This is a genomic window from Methylosoma difficile (assembly GCF_054657615.1).
This window is the reverse complement of sequence record NZ_BAAHYJ010000002.1, coordinates 456,146-471,110: the sequence shown is the minus strand read 5'-3', so window position 1 is coordinate 471,110 and position 14,965 is coordinate 456,146. Positions and strand designations below refer to the sequence as shown.

The window sequence follows — 14,965 nt, the reverse complement described above, 5'->3', positions numbered from 1 at the left end:
GCAAAGCAACGTACTTACTTATTTTTGACGGCATCTTCAGCCAGCAATTGTTCGATTAAAGCCCGGACCTCTTCCGCTTCGGAAGGGCGGAAGCCCAAATGCACGTGACGGATCAGGCCTTTTTTGTCGATCAGATAAGACGAAGGCATACCTTTTACGGCAAAACTACGCGCACATTGCTCGCCACTATCGCTCACAATGCTGAAACTGGCGGGATATTTATCCAAGAAAGCTTGGGCAGCGGCTTTGTCTTCATCCAAATTAACGCCCAAAATTTGCAAGCCTTTGGCTTTCAAATCGTTATCCAGCTGGTTTAGAAACGGAAACGATTTGGCACAAGGCCCGCACCAAGATGCCCAAAAATCGACATAAACCACTTTGCCTTTAAATTGCGCCAAGGTTTGTTTTTGCTGGTCAGCCCAAGAAGTCAGCTCGCATTGGGCGGCGGGGTCGCCTTGCTCCAAGGCCATTGAAGCATAACTAGGCAGCAACAATGCCAGTAGAAATAACAATTGCAGTTTTTTTATCATTATTATTGTTTTTATTGTTGAAAACTAAAGGCAATTTTGCCATTCCATGGCATAGTTTTTAAATCGCTTAAGCAGCTGCCCGCCATCTGCCGAAAGATGGCAGATGGCTTATCAAACGGACAAGTATTACTTGTTTTGCAACATGAAAATGGATGTTCCTGTGTGGATACCGGTATTGGTTGTGCAATGGTAAGTCATGTTGTAGGTTTCTGCGCCTGCTTTGGTTTTATCAACGATGACAAAATAGTCACCAGGACCCGCTGCAACGGTAATCGTTGGACTAGGAGTGGCATCACCATCCACTTGGTCAGTTGCATTAGCTGCCAACAAATCCTTTACAACTTGGACACTAATCACAGGAGCGACAACCGGTGCCTGGTCAATAATGGAAACAGCCAACCTAGCAGGTGTACCGCTGCCATCATCATCGCAAGTCACCACATAGTAATCGGTTGCGCCAATGCCTGAACCCAATGATCCAGCTTGGTCATGTGCAGAAGCAAAGCCAGCGACGGTCAATAAAGAAGCAGCCAATAGTGTATTTTTTAAAGTCATGTTCATGGTTATCCTCGTATTTAAAATAATTTTTGTTTTCTATAAGTAGCTGATTCAAGCAACTCCATTCGTTGCCTAATTAATTTTTGATTGCCACAAATCCGACAACCTCATCCTTGCCTCGGTATCAATGCCTTCAATTGGAAAGCATTGATATGAATCATTTTAACAGGACATCCAGCTTATTGGCAGCATAAGCACGGACGGTTTCGTCACTGTCCGAAAGCGCCTGTTGCAACAAAGCGACATTACTGCCTGCGTTGTCGATCACCATTAACCTGACTGAACTGTCACTGTCCAGCAAGGCTTCCTGCAATTCTTTTGACGCCGCTTCGCCTTCGCGTTTGGCAAGACTGTTAATAGCTTGCGCCCGCACTTCGGCATTTTTATCGCTTAGGGCTGCACCCAACACTTGGCGGATAGAGCCATCATCTTCGTTACCTTTCGTTGCCAATTGGGCAAGGGCAGAAGCCCGCACCGACGCTTCCGGTGATTTTGCCATGGACAAGAGCTTTTCCAGTTGCTTCGGATCAAGCTGCTTGTTTTTATATTCTTTAGTTTTGGTTGGCTCTGTTGATGCCGAAACAACCGTACAATTTCCGGCCTGCGCCGCAGCCAAACCAAAATCCGTACCCAAAATCCATAAATCGAGCGGCATTTTTTGTGAATCTCCTTTTTCACCCGTTTGCGGATAGCGGACGGCTATGTCCACTTTATGCGCAAACAAACATTCCATAATGGCCTTGACCGATGAAGCCACACAGGTTGCGCTAATGGTCGCTACCGGCAACACTGAATAGTGGAAAGCCACACCCGTTTTGCGGGCTATTTCATCCAACACGGCATTGGGTTCTGCCTGATGCGCTTCCAGAATAAACTCAGTGCCTTTATCTTGTGTTATATCAAATCGGACAGTACCTTTGCTATCGGCGGCAGTATTGCCCAAACCGAAGCAAAGCCAAAAGGCCGCCACTAAGGCAGCCTTGTTTATTGCATATTCAACTTGCAATTTCAGCTTCATTTTCCAAATTAAATTCAAGGTAATTGACTAGCCCAACACTAGCCAATTACCCCAATCAACTTAGTTGCCAGGCCAGAAGGTTGGCGTAACAGTTGAAGGAATTGGCAAGTAAGCGTCGATGTCCGCATCAGAAGGTTCAATTGCCACATCGAAGCCAGCACCGCAAGAGGCATCAAGTGGTTGTGCAGTCAAGTCGCGGTTAATGGTCATGGTTGGCCAGTAGAACTTGCCCGCCGCTACGTCAGTGGCGTTGTAAGGCATTGTTTCTGGATCATTGAATTTTGTAGTCATGTGACCAATCCAAAAGTCTGCGCGATCATCGGCAGCATCGTTAACTGCACCGCGTTTACACCAGTTGGCGACAGCCATACGGACTTTCAAAGATTTTGCACAGTTGATAGCGCCAGAAGCGTCCGCTTTAAATTGTACCGCACTCATTCTGAAAGGAATCAAACCGACAACACTTGTACCGCCCTGTTTAGAACCGCCGTAAGTGTAAAAGCCACGTAAGTTGCCCGCCGCGTCAAAAACAGCTTTTTGGTTATTAAATAAGGATGGGAAAATTGCGCGTGGCCCCATACCTGTCCAAACACCACCAGTAACACCACCAGCAAGCACAGTGCTTAAGTCAATAGCTTCGATAGTGTTACCGGCAGAGTCAATCTTATTGACGGGAGAACCCGCACCATTGGGGAAAACAACGCTAGCACCCACAAGGTCTTGTGATGTACCAGAACCTTCGCCACCTACGTTACTGGCGCAGCCGTGAGTTGCTGTAAATGCATTGTAGATAGTGCTGGTGCCTGCGGTAATGGTGTCTTTAACGCCAGTGTGGGCGAATACGCCTTGACTTAAGGCACAAGTAACAATGGCAAGAGTGGTAAGTGATTTTTTCATCTGTTGTCCTCCAGTGGACATTAATATGATTCGTTTAAATTATTTTTAGGTGTGACCCGGCAACATCCTGTCACCTCATTTCCATGAGTCACGCATTCTATAAAGCAGGTAGCGTGCCAACTTTTTAATAATTTTAAAAAAGCCATTAAAAACACAAGTAATTGATTTTTATAGTTAAATATAAAAATTAGAGAATTGAACGATTTGATTCCCTTAAAGTTCCAGAGAAATACTTATCTTTTAATCAGGTAAAGCTTGTGTGATAACACACACCCATAAAACCAAGCCAACCACAAGCCATTGATATTAAATGTATAATTTTCGAGTGCGTGATATAACACAGTCAACTGTGTTATATGACACAGTTTAATTAATTCAAACCAGCGTCTGGCGTTACGGAAAAAATACTTATCCTTTAAATATAAGCCGGGGTACACGTGCGATTCCCTTGCCAATTCGACATAACTAATTGAATGGGAAATGTTATTTAATCACTGGACAATCAACCACCAGCTCACTATGATGCCAAGCACGCTCGCATCCATGCAGCGTGTCTAACTATTTGGGAATTATGAGGAGAATTTATGCTAGAAAAACAACAATATGCACCCATGTTCAGATCATTCAACCAACACAACCAATTGGTGAGCCTGGCCGATTACACCGGTGAGAAAAACATCGTCTTGTACTTCTACCCTAAAGACGACACCCCAGGCTGTACCATTGAAGCCAACGACTTTACCCGCCTCGCCGATGAATTTGCAGCGTTGGATACGGTCGTTATAGGAGTCAGCAAAGACAGCTGCGCCAGCCACGCCGACTTCATCAGCAAATACGGCCTAAAACTGGATTTGCTGGCGGACACCAGCGGCGCATTATGCGAAAGCTTCGGCGTTTGGCGCGAGCGTGAGAAAAATGGCGTAAAAAGCATGGCGATTTTACGTTCCACGTTTGTCATTGATAAAGAAGGCAAACTGGCAGAAGTCTGCTACGGCGTTAACCACGAAGGCCACGCCGAAGAGATGTTGGCATTGGTCAATAATATGGTCAACCCAGCCCCCGCCGTAGAAGAAGAGACCGCCCAATAACGGCAGCGGCGTATCGCTGCCTTGATCGACAACTTATAGAGTAAGCATGAAAATATCAGGAATTAACCATATCAATATCGTCCTCACCGAAGCGCAATTGGCGGACGTGGTGGCGTTTTATGTCGATGTCATCGGTTTGACACAGGGATTGCGCGCGCCGTCAAGACGCAATGGCGCGTGGCTGTATTGTGACGGCAAAGCCATCATTCACTTATCGGTTGTTGAAGAAAGCCTCTATCAAGGCCGCGATACCCATTTTAACCATGTCGCGCTGGGCTGTTCGGGTGTGGACGACTTATTGACCCTGCTAGCCCAACAAAACATCGCTTACGAAATTGACTACCGCTCGCCACCCGAAATGACGCAGGTGTTTTTGTACGATCCGGTTGGCGTTAAGGTTGAACTTAACTTCCCTGGTGAAAAACCAGCCACCCTTCAGGACTATCGTTATGATACCCGAACAATCGCTTGATCTGACCGGCAAAGTCGCGCTTATCAGCGGCGCAGCCGTCGGCATAGGCCGTGCCACCGCCTTAGCCTTAGGCAAAGCCGGTGCCACCATTGGCCTGCATTATTATTCCAGCCAAAACGCAGCCGAAACCTTATTGGCGGAACTGACCGGACTTGGCATTAAAGCTATCCTGCTACAAGCTGACTTAAGCAATGAAGCCCAAGCCCAAGCCATCGTAGAAAACTTAGTGGCTAGCGCAGGCCGCTTGGACATCGTCGTCAACAACAGCGGCGGCTTGGTCAAACGTGCAAAAATCGAAGACTGCACCTTAGAAAACTGGAACAAATCGCTGGACATCAACCTGACCAGCGCATTTTTGCTGACCAAACACGCCATTCCGCATTTGCGTGCCACCGGCAGCGGACGCATCATTAATATCTTATCGTTGTCTGTGCAGACTGGCGGTGCCAACGGTGGCGGTTCTTACGCCGCCGCCAAAGGCGGCTTGATGGTGTTCACCCACACGCTGGCGAAAGAATTGGCACCGCATGTGCGCACCAACTCCATCATGCCCGGTACGGTGGAAACCCAACACCACGAAATCCATTCCACACCGGAAATGATGGAAAACTACCGCAAACAAACCCCGCTAGGCCGCAACACCTTTGCCGAAGAAGTCGCCAGCTCGGTGCTGTTCTTAGCCAGCGATATGGCCTCGCATATCAACGGCGCGCTAATTGACATCAGCGGCGGACGTTTTTTGCGCTGATAGGAATTGGCAAAACCCCCAACGTGTTCATCGGCTAATGCCGACTGCAATAATTAGCCGATGAACCAATAACCCCAACCACTAAAACATCTGCGTTTTAGCAAAAGCCCACCCTCCCCTTCAAAACCAATTCAAAAAGAAACTGAAAGAACGCCTAGAAAATCCCCATGCTCCTGCGGCAGCTTTGTTGGATGCGCTAAACCTATACAAAATCAAACTGCCCCAACAAGGCTATCGTTTGGTTTATTCTATTGCGGATAACGTTGTGACAGTAACGGTCATCGCCGTTGGCAAGCGTGACCGGAATGAAGTTTATGAGATTGCGTTGGCTAGGTTGGGAACGGGAAAACCGAAAACTTGACCGATTGATGCGTATATCCAGATAACAAAGGATTGTTTATGTTACGCCACATCCATAATTGCAAAGTTTAATTAAGCCTATTGTGAGCTATTACCCACCTTACAATTCGACTTTTTTCGAAAATAATGCAAAAATCCTGATTACAGGTCATTTATTAAAGTTTCTCCCCTATCTATGCTTATCCGTTTCGGTTGTTCCAATTACAAATCCATCTATGGTTATCAAGAGTTGCTTTTTACCGCTTCTAGCTTGAAAGACCCGCAAGCGGATTTGATTAATACGTCGGCGCTTCCTGACGCGATTTTACCCAGCATTGCCATTTATGGGGCGAATGCGTCGGGTAAAACCAATATGATTGAGGCTTTAAAGTTTTTTGTCGAATTTATCCGTAACTCGTATAGAAAAGCTGAAACTAGCGGCATTCATAGGCCTGTTTTTAAGCTGAATGCCGATGCAAAAGATGAAACCAGTGAGTTTGATATGGATTTTGTTTTGGGCGGAATTCATTATCACTATGGCTTTAAAATCAATGATAAAGCCGTTATGGAAGAATGGTTGTTTTCTTATAGTTATGAAAACCGTAAATCAAGAAAAGTTTTATTCCATAGGAATAGTCAAGAAGAGAGCGAATATAAATTTAGCAAGTATTTGAAAGGTGAGAATAGGGTTATTGCCCGACTGACTAGAGACAATAGTTTGTTTTTAAGTACCGCAGCCCAAAATAACCACGAGTTTTTAGAGGGGATTCACGCTTATTTTTTGATGGCTTTTTCATTTAGATTTGACCAAGTGTTATCACTTAATACCATAGCTACTAATCTTAAAAATATCGGTGTAATTGATCAAATTAGCCAATTTTTAAAAAACTCTGGAGCTGGAGTAGATGGCATTAAATTAAAAATTAAAAATCCAGAAAAAAATGAGTTTTTAGTTAGGGAAAAAGCGAAAGCATTCGTGAAAGATGTATTTTCTGAAATGTTAGGTGAAGGCTTTGTTATCGGGCTTGATGAATTTGATGATTCTGTGTTCGATAATCGCTTAGAACTTTCCCATAAAGACCAAAACGGAAATCCTGTTTTGTTTGAATTAGAAGAAGAAAGCCTCGGCACAAAAGCAATGATCGCCCTATTAACGCCAGCCTTTAAAGCACTAAACCAAGGTGGCATTTTTATCGTGGATGAAATCGAATCCAGCCTACACGCACTCTTAACCCTTCAAATCATAAAATTATTCAACCATAAAGAAACCAACCCCAACGGCGCACAATTGCTGTTCACAACCCACGAAACCCATATTCTGTGCAGCAATCTATTAAGACGCGACCAAATTTGGTTTTCAGAAAAAAATCTTAGCGGCGAAACTGTCATCGCGCCGTTGACCGATTACCAATTACGCAGCACCGATAATATTCAAAAAGGCTATTTGGAAGGGCGGTTTGGGGCAATTCCATTTTTAGGCGATATTCAACAGCTTTTCCAACGCGAAAAAAATGTCAATGGCTAGACGACTCCCGCCATCGCGGTCAACTAGCCGAAAACTGGGTACAAAACCGCCAAAATTTCTAATCATTGCGGTTTGTGAAGGTAAAAACACTGAGCCGGATTACTTAAAAAGCTTTGCTAAACAACATGGCAACGGTTTAGTGGAAGTTGAAACCGTAGCTCCGGCGGGCGCACCTTTTACCATTGTGAAGAAAGCGGTCGAGATAAAAAAACAGCGGGATGCACAAGCCAAGAAAACGCTTGATAGCTTTGATGGTTTATTTGAAGTCTGGGCGGTTTTTGATGTGGACGAGCATCCAAATATCCCGCAAGCGCTTGATATGGCAAAAGCCAACAAAGTCCATACCGCCATATCCAACCCTTGTATTGAAATTTGGGCTTTATGGCATATCACGCCGCATTGCGCCCACATCCATAGACATGATCTTCAACGTAAATTGGCTTCGGCAATGCCAAAATATGAGCCAGAGCGTAGTAAGCAGTTTGATTTTGAACAAATAAAATACGATTTTGCCGTGGCTAAAACGCGTGCTGAAAAGCAATTGGCTGACCACGAGGCGACAGGCAATCCAATGGCAAACCCCTCAACCACTTTTTATCGGTTATTGGATAGAATCATTGAGAACGGAATTTTTTCTAATGCACCCAGCCGATAGTGCCGATAGCATCGCCCAATTACATCGCTATATCGCGGAACAAAAACCACTGCTGACCAAACGCTACGTAATATTGCTCGCCTATAATTTGTCCCAACAACTATGGGATGGCTGTTTCGGACGAAATGTTTTGGCGGTGATATAAGATGACCCACCATTAATTTCAACTTTTTCAAGGATGCGCCTATGAAATGGTTTGTACGTGCCGATATTGACGGTTTTTTTGGTTTGGCTTTGGACAATCTGGTGCAATTGCTGGTGATTGTCGGTTTATGTAGCCATGTGTTGGGCTTTTCCGATGACTTGATTTATCGGCATATTTTGCCCGGCGCGGCGGTGTCTTTGTTGGTCGGCAATCTTTATTACGCTTACCAAGCCAAGCAATTGGCGGCTTTGACTGGGCGTGACGATATTTGCGCCTTGCCTTATGGCATCAATACCGTGTCTTTGTTCGCGCATATTTTTTTGGTGATGCTGCCCGCGAAAATGGTTGCTGTGGCAGCGGGGGCGGCGGATCCTGACATCATTGCGTGGCAAGCGGGTTTATTGGCGTGTTTCGGTTCGGGTTTGATTGAGTTGTTCGGATCATTTGTCGCCGAACGCTTACGTAAAGCCACACCCCGTGCGGCGTTGTTGTCGACCTTATCCGGCATTGCCCTGACCTTCATTTCCTTGGGTTTCCTGTTCCGCACTTACGCACATCCCGTGGTGGGGTTGGTAACCTTGGCAGTGATTTTATTGGTGTATTTCGGCAAACTGAAATTTCGCGGCAATATTCCGGGTGGTTTGGTCGCCGTGTTATTAGGCGTGTTGCTATCTTGGCTGATGGGTTTGGCACCGGTGGGCATCAAGCCAGAAAATGATTTGGGCTTATTTTTGCCGATACCCGTTGTCGGTGATTTATGGGCTGCGTTGGCTTCGCCGCAAAGTTTGACCTATCTATCGGTGATTATCCCGATGGGTTTGTTTAATGTGATTGGCTCTTTGCAGAACATTGAATCGGCAGAAGCGGCGGGTGACAGTTTCCCAACGCGTCCGTCGTTAATGGCGAACGGTATCGGTACGTTGGCGGCGTGTGTGTTTGGTTCGTGCTTCCCGACGACGATTTACATCGGTCATCCTGGCTGGAAAGAGATGGGCGCACGGGTGGGTTATTCGATCATGAACGGCGCGTTTATGACCGTGATTTGCCTGACCGGAAGTTTGTCGTACATCGCCTGGGCTGTGCCGATTGATGCGGGCATGGCGATTGTGTTGTGGATAGGCATCGTTATCGCCGCACAAGCCTTTCAAGAAACGCCCAAAAGCCACGCGCCCGCCGTGGTCTTGGGCTTGTTGCCAGGCATTACCGCGTGGGGTGCGTTTATGGCGAAAAGCGGGGTGCGTGCCGCCAGCGATCCCAGTCAATCAGTGTCTTTATTTAACGATGCTTTAATCAGCCGCTTCCAAATGGCGGACATTTGGATACACGGCGCATTTGCCTTGGAACAAGGCTTTATTTTCACCGCGATGATTTTGGCAGCGATGACGGTAGCGGTCATTGAACGGCAATTTATCAACGCCGCGCTGTGGAGCGGTGCGGCAAGCTTGTTGTCCGCCAGCGGTTTGATTCATTCCTACCGCTGGACACCTAGCGATACCGCCTTGTCGTTAACGCCCGCTTGGGAATGGGCGTTAGCCTATGCGTTGATGGGCGTGGTGTTTTTCTTGGCGAAATGGCTTTGTGTGGAAGATAAAGCGGGTCATTAGCTTGATCCATTTCGTTCATTATTCACAACAATTATCGGTGCCGCTGGCTTCAGGATTGGGAACGCAGCAGGCCGATTTGCTTTTGCCGATGCTGGTGATGGGAATATTCACAGGCACACAGCAGCCGCTATTGGCTTCGGGAACGGGGATATTGTCTTCGCCAAAAGTGAGCGCGTCGGATAAGGTCAAGAAGTTTTCCCAAGCCAGCCCTTGCGGGTCTATTGTCCAATGCTTTTCGCTATTGGCATAGCAACAGGCGGTTTCGCCTTCATCCAGCAGGTTACCAGCCGAGGCACTTTGCGCGTGTTGTTTCAGTTCCGCCAATTCTTCGCTGCTTTCCACCTGAAATCCAAAATGGTTTAAGCCCAGCGCGTGGCCTCGGGCGGAAATGGCAAAATTCACTTTCGGGTCTTCCAGCATCCATTTGGCATAATCGGCTTGTTGCTTGCTAGGCGGCTGTCCGAATAATTTGCTATAAAAATCGACACTTTCTTGGATGTTGTTAACGGCAATGTGGACGTGGAAACGTTTCATGGGGTGTTCCTGTAGGTAAGAAAAGTATATATCTCAAAGAGATAGGGATAAGACTGTAAAATCGGGAAAAGGTCACAAGCAGAGGTCAATTTGTTGTGTTACCGGAACCAGAAAACTGTTTGGAACCGCTCGAACACCTAAAGTGAAAAGCAGTATCGTAAGGCTATTGATTAAAAACGCCAATTTAAAAATTGGTTCTTTGACCCATCTTTTCGTTGGGCATAAAAAAACCCGCTAAGCCGTAGGGCTTGCAGGTTTATTTTTTAAATCTTTTGGAGCTTTGTTTGGTGGTGATAGGTGGATTTGAACCACCGACCTGAGGGTTATGAATCCTCCGCTCTAACCAACTGAGCTATATCACCATTCTTAAACAAGTCCTTGTAAAGAGCGAGAATTATAAATAGCTGGATTTAACTTGTCAAACATTGAATCTAAAATGCATGACATCGCCATCTTTTACCGTATATTCCTTGCCTTCCAAACGCCATTTTCCGGCATCTTTTGCGCCTTGCTCGCCTTTGTTGGCAATGAAATCTTCATAAGAAATCACTTCGGCGCGGATGAAACCTTTTTCGAAATCGGTATGGATCACGCCTGCTGCTTGTGGTGCCGAAGCGCCAACCGGAATGGTCCATGCCCTCACCTCTTTCACGCCAGCGGTAAAGTAGGTGGCAAGGTTCAACAACTGATAACCGGCGCGGACAACGCGGTTTAAGCCAGGCTCTTCCAAACCTAAATCTTCCAAAAACTCTTTCTTTTCGTCTTCGTCCAATTGTGCGATTTCCGCTTCGATAGCCGCGCAAATCGGCACAACCATTGCACCTTCTTTAGTGGCAAATTCGCGCACGCTATCAAGCATAGGGTTGTTTTCAAAACCATCATCTTGCACGTTGGCAATGTACATGGTGGGTTTTAAGGTCATCAGGCACAAGTCGCGGATCAGCGCTTTTTCTTCAACACTCAGCGGCAACAAGCGTGCAGGCAAGCCAGCATCCAATTGCTTATAGACTTGTTCCAAGACATTTTTTTTCGCCAACTCGTCTTTGTTGCCGGTTTTGGCAATTTTGGTGGAGCGCAACAAAGCTTTTTCAACCGAGGCCATATCGGCTAACGCCAATTCGGTGTTAATGACCTCGATGTCGGAAATGGGGTCAACTTTGCCCGCCACATGGACGACGTTTTCATCATTGAAGCAACGCACCACATGGGCGATAGCATCGGTTTCGCGGATGTTGGCAAGGAATTTATTGCCCAAACCTTCGCCTTTTGATGCACCTTCGACCAAACCGGCAATATCGACAAACTCAATCGTGGTCGGCAATACGCGTTCAGGTTTGACGATTTCGGCAAGCTTTTCCATGCGCGGATCAGGCACTGGCACGACGCCAACGTTAGGGTCAATGGTGCAAAACGGGTAGTTTTCAGCCGCGATTTTTGCTTTGGTGAGCGCATTAAATAAGGTCGATTTGCCAACATTGGGCAAACCGACGATTCCGCAATACAGTGCCATAAAATTATTTTGTAAGAAAAATGTGGGTTAAAAAGCGCGTACAGAAAGAGAGACCAACTGACATGACCGCCTATTATACAAGCCTGAACGCAATCTAAAAAGTTCGCAGGCGCAGCAAACGTTTAAATGCAATCAGCGCACCTTGGGCCGGCTTTTAGGGGAAACCTTGCCGCCGCCGTTTTTTTGTGTAGGCAAACCGGTGTATTTGGTTTTAAACACCTGGCCTTTGCCGCTCGTCACCGGCATCGTGCCTTTGGGCTGGAACGACGGCACCAGATGATGTTTGCCATTGCCAATCAAATCTGACCGCCCCATTTCTTTTAAAGCATCGCGCAACAGAGGCCAGTTTTTCGGATCGTGATAGCGCAAAAAAGCTTTGTGCAAGCGGCGTTGTTTGACGCTTTTCGGGATGTAGATATTCGCTGCTTTGTGGTTCACTTTGTGCAGCGTGTCTTTGCCGGAATGGTACATCGCCGTTGCGGTCGCCATCGGTGACGGCAAAAACGCCTGTACTTGATCGGCTCGGAAGCCATTACGTTTCAGCCAAATCGCCAGATTCAGCATATCCTCATCCGTCGTACCCGGATGCGCGGCGATAAAATACGGGATCAGATACTGTTCCTTACCGGCTTCTTTGGAATATTTGTCGAACATTTCCTTGAAGCGGTCATACGTACCCATACCGGGCTTCATCATTTTCGACAATGGCCCTTGTTCGGTATGTTCGGGCGCAATTTTCAGATAGCCGCCGACATGGTGCGTGACCAATTCTTTAACGTATTCCGGTGATTCCACCGCCAAATCGTATCGTAAGCCCGAAGCAATGAAGATTTTCTTGATGCCAGGCAAAGCGCGGGCGCGGCGATACAGCTTAATCAACGGCGAATGGTCGGTGTTCAAGTTCGGGCAAATGCCGGGATAAACGCAAGACGGCTTGCGGCAAGCGGCTTCAATTTTCGGGTCTTTGCAAGCCAAGCGGTACATGTTCGCCGTCGGTCCGCCCAAGTCGGAAATGTGTCCAGTGAAGGCAGGCGAAGTGTCGCGGATGGCTTCAATTTCTTTGATGATGGAATCTTCCGAACGGCTTTGGATAATGCGGCCTTCGTGTTCGGTAATCGAGCAGAAAGTACAACCGCCAAAACAACCGCGCATGATGTTGACCGAATGCTGGATCATCTCGAACGCCGGAATATGCGCCTTGCCGTAGGTTTGGTGCGGCAAACGCGAGTACGGCAAATCGAACACGCCGTCCATTTCTTTGGTGGACAACGGGATCGGCGGCGGATTCAGCCACACATCGCGGCTACCGTGGCGTTGAATCAAAGGCCGCGCATTGCCGGGATTGGTTTCGGCGTGCATCACGCGCGAGGCGTGGGCGTAAAGTATTGGATCATCTTTAACCGCTTCGTAATCCGGCAAACGTATGACGGTTTTGGCGCGTTGGTTGCGCATCTGCAGTTTATCAAAACGGATCGCGGATTCGCCCGCCTCCAACAACGGGTTTTCCGGCGCGGCGGGTTTCAAATCGCAGGCAGGGTTTTCTTGGTACGGATCGACCGGCGGAATTAAAGCGCCGGGTTTGTCGATGTCGGTGGAATCTTTAACGGCAAAACCGGCAGGAATCTGTTTAACGTAGTGAGCCGTACCGCGTATGCCTTTCAAATCGTTGATGGATTCGCCATTCGCCAAGCGGTGCGCGATTTCGACCACTTGCCGTTCGGCGTTGCCGTAAACCAGCAAATCGGCTTTGCTATCCAGCAATACGGACTTGCGTACCGTGTCCGACCAATAATCGTAATGTGCTATGCGGCGGAGGCTGGCTTCAATGCCGCCGATGATGATCGGCACGTCTTTGAACGCTTCGCGGCAGCGGTGTGAATAGACGTTGACCGCACGATCAGGGCGTTTGCCTGCGGCACCATCCGGTGTGTAGGCATCGTTGGAGCGGATTTTTTTGTCTGACGTGTAGCGGTTGACCATCGAATCCATGTTACCGCCGGTCACACCGAAGAACAGGTTGGGACGGCCTAAGGCTTTAAAATCTGCCGCGCTGGTCCAATCGGGTTGCGACAAAATGCCAACGCGGAAACCTTGCGCTTCCAACAGGCGACCAATCAAGGCCATACCGAAGCTGGGGTGGTCGATGTAGGCATCGCCGGTCACTAAGATCACATCGCAACTGTCCCAGCCCAGCGCGTCCATTTCAGCGCGGGTCATCGGCAGTTCAGTTGCTACACCAAAGCGTTGCGCCCAATATTTGCGGTAGCCGAACAGATAAGGGGCGGCAGGAAATGCGGATTCGGTCATGATTTAAAAATATGCTTAAAAGTACTGGTGTTGTGTCTTTTTATATCTTGCAAAAAGACGGGATAATCAATTTGGTAAAGATGTTCAAGTTCTGCGGCCTGTTGTTTGAGCGTTTTAAAATCAAACAAAGGCATTTCGCTGTTAAAGGCTAGCCCGATGATGTTACTACGATCTTTCACCGGCAAAAACAACACCCGCCAGCCGAAAGCCGTGCCTAACCAATTGGCGCATTCAATAAAATCCGGTGCTTGCAGACCGCCCCACAGGTTGATGACCATCATGCCATCCGGTTTTAGCAGCTGGCGGCAAGCGTCAAAAAAAGCTTGGTTGCGTAAGGGTTGCGCCATACCTTCGTGGTCGAAGGCATCGACAAACACTACCCCGAACGATTCCGGCTGGGTTTCTGCGCGTTGCCGCACCGCTTGCGCCCCTTCGCCAACAATCACTTTTAAGCGCGGGTCTAAGGGCAAACCAAAATAGCTACGGGCAATTTTGACGACGCTTTTTCGGTATTCGACAACTTGCAGTCGGCAATCAGGAAAATGGTGCAGCAAATGCTTGGCTAAAGACCCTCCACCCAAGCCCAACAATAACGCCTCGTCAAGCAAGTCGGGTTTAAACAGCAAGTAGCTGGTCATTGCACGCGTGTAAGCCAATTGCAATTGTTCAGGCCGCGCCAAGGCCATGCTGCTTTGCAAAGCCGCCGAGCCAAAATGCAAGGTACGTATACCCGCACAATCGACCACTTCCAAAATCCCATCGTCGTCATGGCTTTCGTGGATCAACAAGCCATCGTATTTGTACATAAACAGACGGTTTTTAAAATAAAACAATGCATTATACACAAACTTACGGATTTTGGCGTTTACCCTGTAGGACATTTCTGACTACCTCCGTGATAGGTAAGATTTGTTCTTAACGCGGAACAACCAAGGTTGTCAAAACAATGGCTGAACTAAGCATACGCCAGATAGCGGAAGATTATCGAAAATGAAGGCAAGCGATGGAAGTGGAACCAAGGGAGCTTAGGAGGGT

General features: G+C 47.5%; 16 protein-coding genes and 1 tRNA gene. 8 read left to right on the top strand and 9 right to left on the bottom strand.

All coding sequences use genetic code 11. The features are described from left to right. Positions 1-14 precede the first annotated feature (14 nt). The 4 genes from ACYQ1O_RS07650 to ACYQ1O_RS07635 all read right to left on the bottom strand — a co-directional run bounded on the left by ACYQ1O_RS07650 (position 15) and on the right by ACYQ1O_RS07635 (position 3,003). On the bottom strand, positions 15-530 hold the full coding sequence (locus ACYQ1O_RS07650) for a TlpA family protein disulfide reductase (RefSeq protein WP_459991070.1): 516 nt from the start codon (positions 528-530) through the stop codon (positions 15-17). A gap of 126 nt (positions 531-656) precedes the next feature. Continuing rightward, positions 657-1,091, bottom strand: coding sequence for a hypothetical protein (locus ACYQ1O_RS07645; protein WP_459991069.1), 435 nt, complete (start codon positions 1,089-1,091; stop codon positions 657-659). Between the two features lie 154 nt (positions 1,092-1,245). After that, positions 1,246-2,106, bottom strand: a complete 861-nt coding sequence (locus tag ACYQ1O_RS07640) for a HEAT repeat domain-containing protein (protein WP_459991068.1) — start codon at positions 2,104-2,106, stop codon at positions 1,246-1,248. Positions 2,107-2,166: 60 nt separating this feature from the next. Beyond that, positions 2,167-3,003, bottom strand: a complete 837-nt coding sequence (locus ACYQ1O_RS07635) for a hypothetical protein (RefSeq protein WP_459991067.1) — start codon at positions 3,001-3,003, stop codon at positions 2,167-2,169. Between the two features lie 584 nt (positions 3,004-3,587). Between ACYQ1O_RS07635 and ACYQ1O_RS07630 the strand changes: the two genes are divergently transcribed. The 8 genes from ACYQ1O_RS07630 to ACYQ1O_RS07595 all read left to right on the top strand — a co-directional run bounded on the left by ACYQ1O_RS07630 (position 3,588) and on the right by ACYQ1O_RS07595 (position 9,579). Then, positions 3,588-4,091, top strand: a complete 504-nt coding sequence (locus ACYQ1O_RS07630; protein ID WP_459991066.1) for a peroxiredoxin — start codon at positions 3,588-3,590, stop codon at positions 4,089-4,091. Between the two features lie 46 nt (positions 4,092-4,137). After that, positions 4,138-4,563, top strand: a complete 426-nt coding sequence (locus ACYQ1O_RS07625; protein ID WP_459991065.1) for a VOC family protein — start codon at positions 4,138-4,140, stop codon at positions 4,561-4,563. Beyond that, positions 4,541-5,311: an SDR family NAD(P)-dependent oxidoreductase gene (locus ACYQ1O_RS07620; RefSeq protein WP_459991064.1), complete on the top strand. Its 771-nt coding sequence runs from the start codon at positions 4,541-4,543 to the stop codon at positions 5,309-5,311. Before ACYQ1O_RS07625 ends, ACYQ1O_RS07620 begins: the two co-directional genes overlap by 23 nt. Before the next feature lie 88 nt (positions 5,312-5,399). Then, the gene (locus ACYQ1O_RS07615; protein ID WP_459991445.1) at positions 5,400-5,672 is read left to right on the top strand and encodes a type II toxin-antitoxin system RelE family toxin; all 273 of its coding nucleotides are present in this window, start codon (positions 5,400-5,402) and stop codon (positions 5,670-5,672) included. 174 nt (positions 5,673-5,846) lie between these two features. After that, positions 5,847-7,175 carry an AAA family ATPase gene (locus tag ACYQ1O_RS07610; RefSeq protein WP_459991063.1) on the top strand — a complete coding sequence of 443 codons (1,329 nt, stop codon included), beginning with the start codon at positions 5,847-5,849 and terminating at the stop codon, positions 7,173-7,175. Then, the gene (locus ACYQ1O_RS07605) at positions 7,168-7,830 is read left to right on the top strand and encodes an RloB family protein (protein WP_459991062.1); all 663 of its coding nucleotides are present in this window, start codon (positions 7,168-7,170) and stop codon (positions 7,828-7,830) included. Before ACYQ1O_RS07610 ends, ACYQ1O_RS07605 begins: the two co-directional genes overlap by 8 nt. Continuing rightward, positions 7,814-7,975, top strand: a complete 162-nt coding sequence (locus ACYQ1O_RS07600; RefSeq protein ID WP_459991061.1) for a hypothetical protein — start codon at positions 7,814-7,816, stop codon at positions 7,973-7,975. Before ACYQ1O_RS07605 ends, ACYQ1O_RS07600 begins: the two co-directional genes overlap by 17 nt. A gap of 41 nt (positions 7,976-8,016) precedes the next feature. Continuing rightward, positions 8,017-9,579, top strand: coding sequence for an NCS2 family permease (locus ACYQ1O_RS07595; protein ID WP_459991060.1), 1,563 nt, complete (start codon positions 8,017-8,019; stop codon positions 9,577-9,579). A gap of 18 nt (positions 9,580-9,597) precedes the next feature. Here ACYQ1O_RS07595 and ACYQ1O_RS07590 read toward each other — a convergent pair whose 3' ends face one another. From ACYQ1O_RS07590 to ACYQ1O_RS07570, 5 genes are all read right to left on the bottom strand, one after another. Continuing rightward, complete coding sequence (locus ACYQ1O_RS07590) at positions 9,598-10,113, bottom strand: ArsI/CadI family heavy metal resistance metalloenzyme (protein ID WP_459991059.1); 516 nt, start codon at positions 10,111-10,113, stop codon at positions 9,598-9,600. A gap of 285 nt (positions 10,114-10,398) precedes the next feature. Then, positions 10,399-10,475: transfer RNA gene (locus tag ACYQ1O_RS07585), tRNA-Met, on the bottom strand. A gap of 56 nt (positions 10,476-10,531) precedes the next feature. Then, complete coding sequence (gene ychF, locus ACYQ1O_RS07580) at positions 10,532-11,623, bottom strand: redox-regulated ATPase YchF (protein WP_459991058.1); 1,092 nt, start codon at positions 11,621-11,623, stop codon at positions 10,532-10,534. Positions 11,624-11,755: 132 nt separating this feature from the next. Next, entirely contained in the window at positions 11,756-13,930 is a 2,175-nt protein-coding gene (locus ACYQ1O_RS07575) for a YgiQ family radical SAM protein (RefSeq protein ID WP_459991057.1), read from the bottom strand. Continuing rightward, a complete protein-coding gene (locus ACYQ1O_RS07570) occupies positions 13,927-14,811 on the bottom strand; it encodes a spermine/spermidine synthase domain-containing protein (RefSeq protein ID WP_459991056.1) in 885 nt (294 codons plus the stop codon). The genes ACYQ1O_RS07575 and ACYQ1O_RS07570 overlap by 4 nt, the downstream gene beginning before the upstream one ends. Positions 14,812-14,965: the final 154 nt, after the last annotated feature.

What these genes read in the sequence shown, in the direction of transcription:
- ACYQ1O_RS07575 (WP_459991057.1), bottom strand. Translation starts at nt 13,930, where the DNA reads ATGACCGAATCCGCATTTCCTGCCGCCCCTTATCTGTTCGGCTACCGC.
- ACYQ1O_RS07620 (WP_459991064.1), top strand. Translation starts at nt 4,541, where the DNA reads ATGATACCCGAACAATCGCTTGATCTGACCGGCAAAGTCGCGCTTATC.
- ACYQ1O_RS07590 (WP_459991059.1), bottom strand. Translation starts at nt 10,113, where the DNA reads ATGAAACGTTTCCACGTCCACATTGCCGTTAACAACATCCAAGAAAGT.
- ACYQ1O_RS07570 (WP_459991056.1), bottom strand. Translation starts at nt 14,811, where the DNA reads ATGTCCTACAGGGTAAACGCCAAAATCCGTAAGTTTGTGTATAATGCA.
- ACYQ1O_RS07625 (WP_459991065.1), top strand. Translation starts at nt 4,138, where the DNA reads ATGAAAATATCAGGAATTAACCATATCAATATCGTCCTCACCGAAGCG.
- ACYQ1O_RS07610 (WP_459991063.1), top strand. Translation starts at nt 5,847, where the DNA reads ATGCTTATCCGTTTCGGTTGTTCCAATTACAAATCCATCTATGGTTAT.
- ACYQ1O_RS07630 (WP_459991066.1), top strand. Translation starts at nt 3,588, where the DNA reads ATGCTAGAAAAACAACAATATGCACCCATGTTCAGATCATTCAACCAA.
- ACYQ1O_RS07650 (WP_459991070.1), bottom strand. Translation starts at nt 530, where the DNA reads ATGATAAAAAAACTGCAATTGTTATTTCTACTGGCATTGTTGCTGCCT.
- ACYQ1O_RS07640 (WP_459991068.1), bottom strand. Translation starts at nt 2,106, where the DNA reads ATGAAGCTGAAATTGCAAGTTGAATATGCAATAAACAAGGCTGCCTTA.
- ychF (WP_459991058.1), bottom strand. Translation starts at nt 11,623, where the DNA reads ATGGCACTGTATTGCGGAATCGTCGGTTTGCCCAATGTTGGCAAATCG.
- ACYQ1O_RS07635 (WP_459991067.1), bottom strand. Translation starts at nt 3,003, where the DNA reads ATGAAAAAATCACTTACCACTCTTGCCATTGTTACTTGTGCCTTAAGT.
- ACYQ1O_RS07595 (WP_459991060.1), top strand. Translation starts at nt 8,017, where the DNA reads ATGAAATGGTTTGTACGTGCCGATATTGACGGTTTTTTTGGTTTGGCT.
- ACYQ1O_RS07600 (WP_459991061.1), top strand. Translation starts at nt 7,814, where the DNA reads ATGCACCCAGCCGATAGTGCCGATAGCATCGCCCAATTACATCGCTAT.
- ACYQ1O_RS07605 (WP_459991062.1), top strand. Translation starts at nt 7,168, where the DNA reads ATGGCTAGACGACTCCCGCCATCGCGGTCAACTAGCCGAAAACTGGGT.
- ACYQ1O_RS07645 (WP_459991069.1), bottom strand. Translation starts at nt 1,091, where the DNA reads ATGAACATGACTTTAAAAAATACACTATTGGCTGCTTCTTTATTGACC.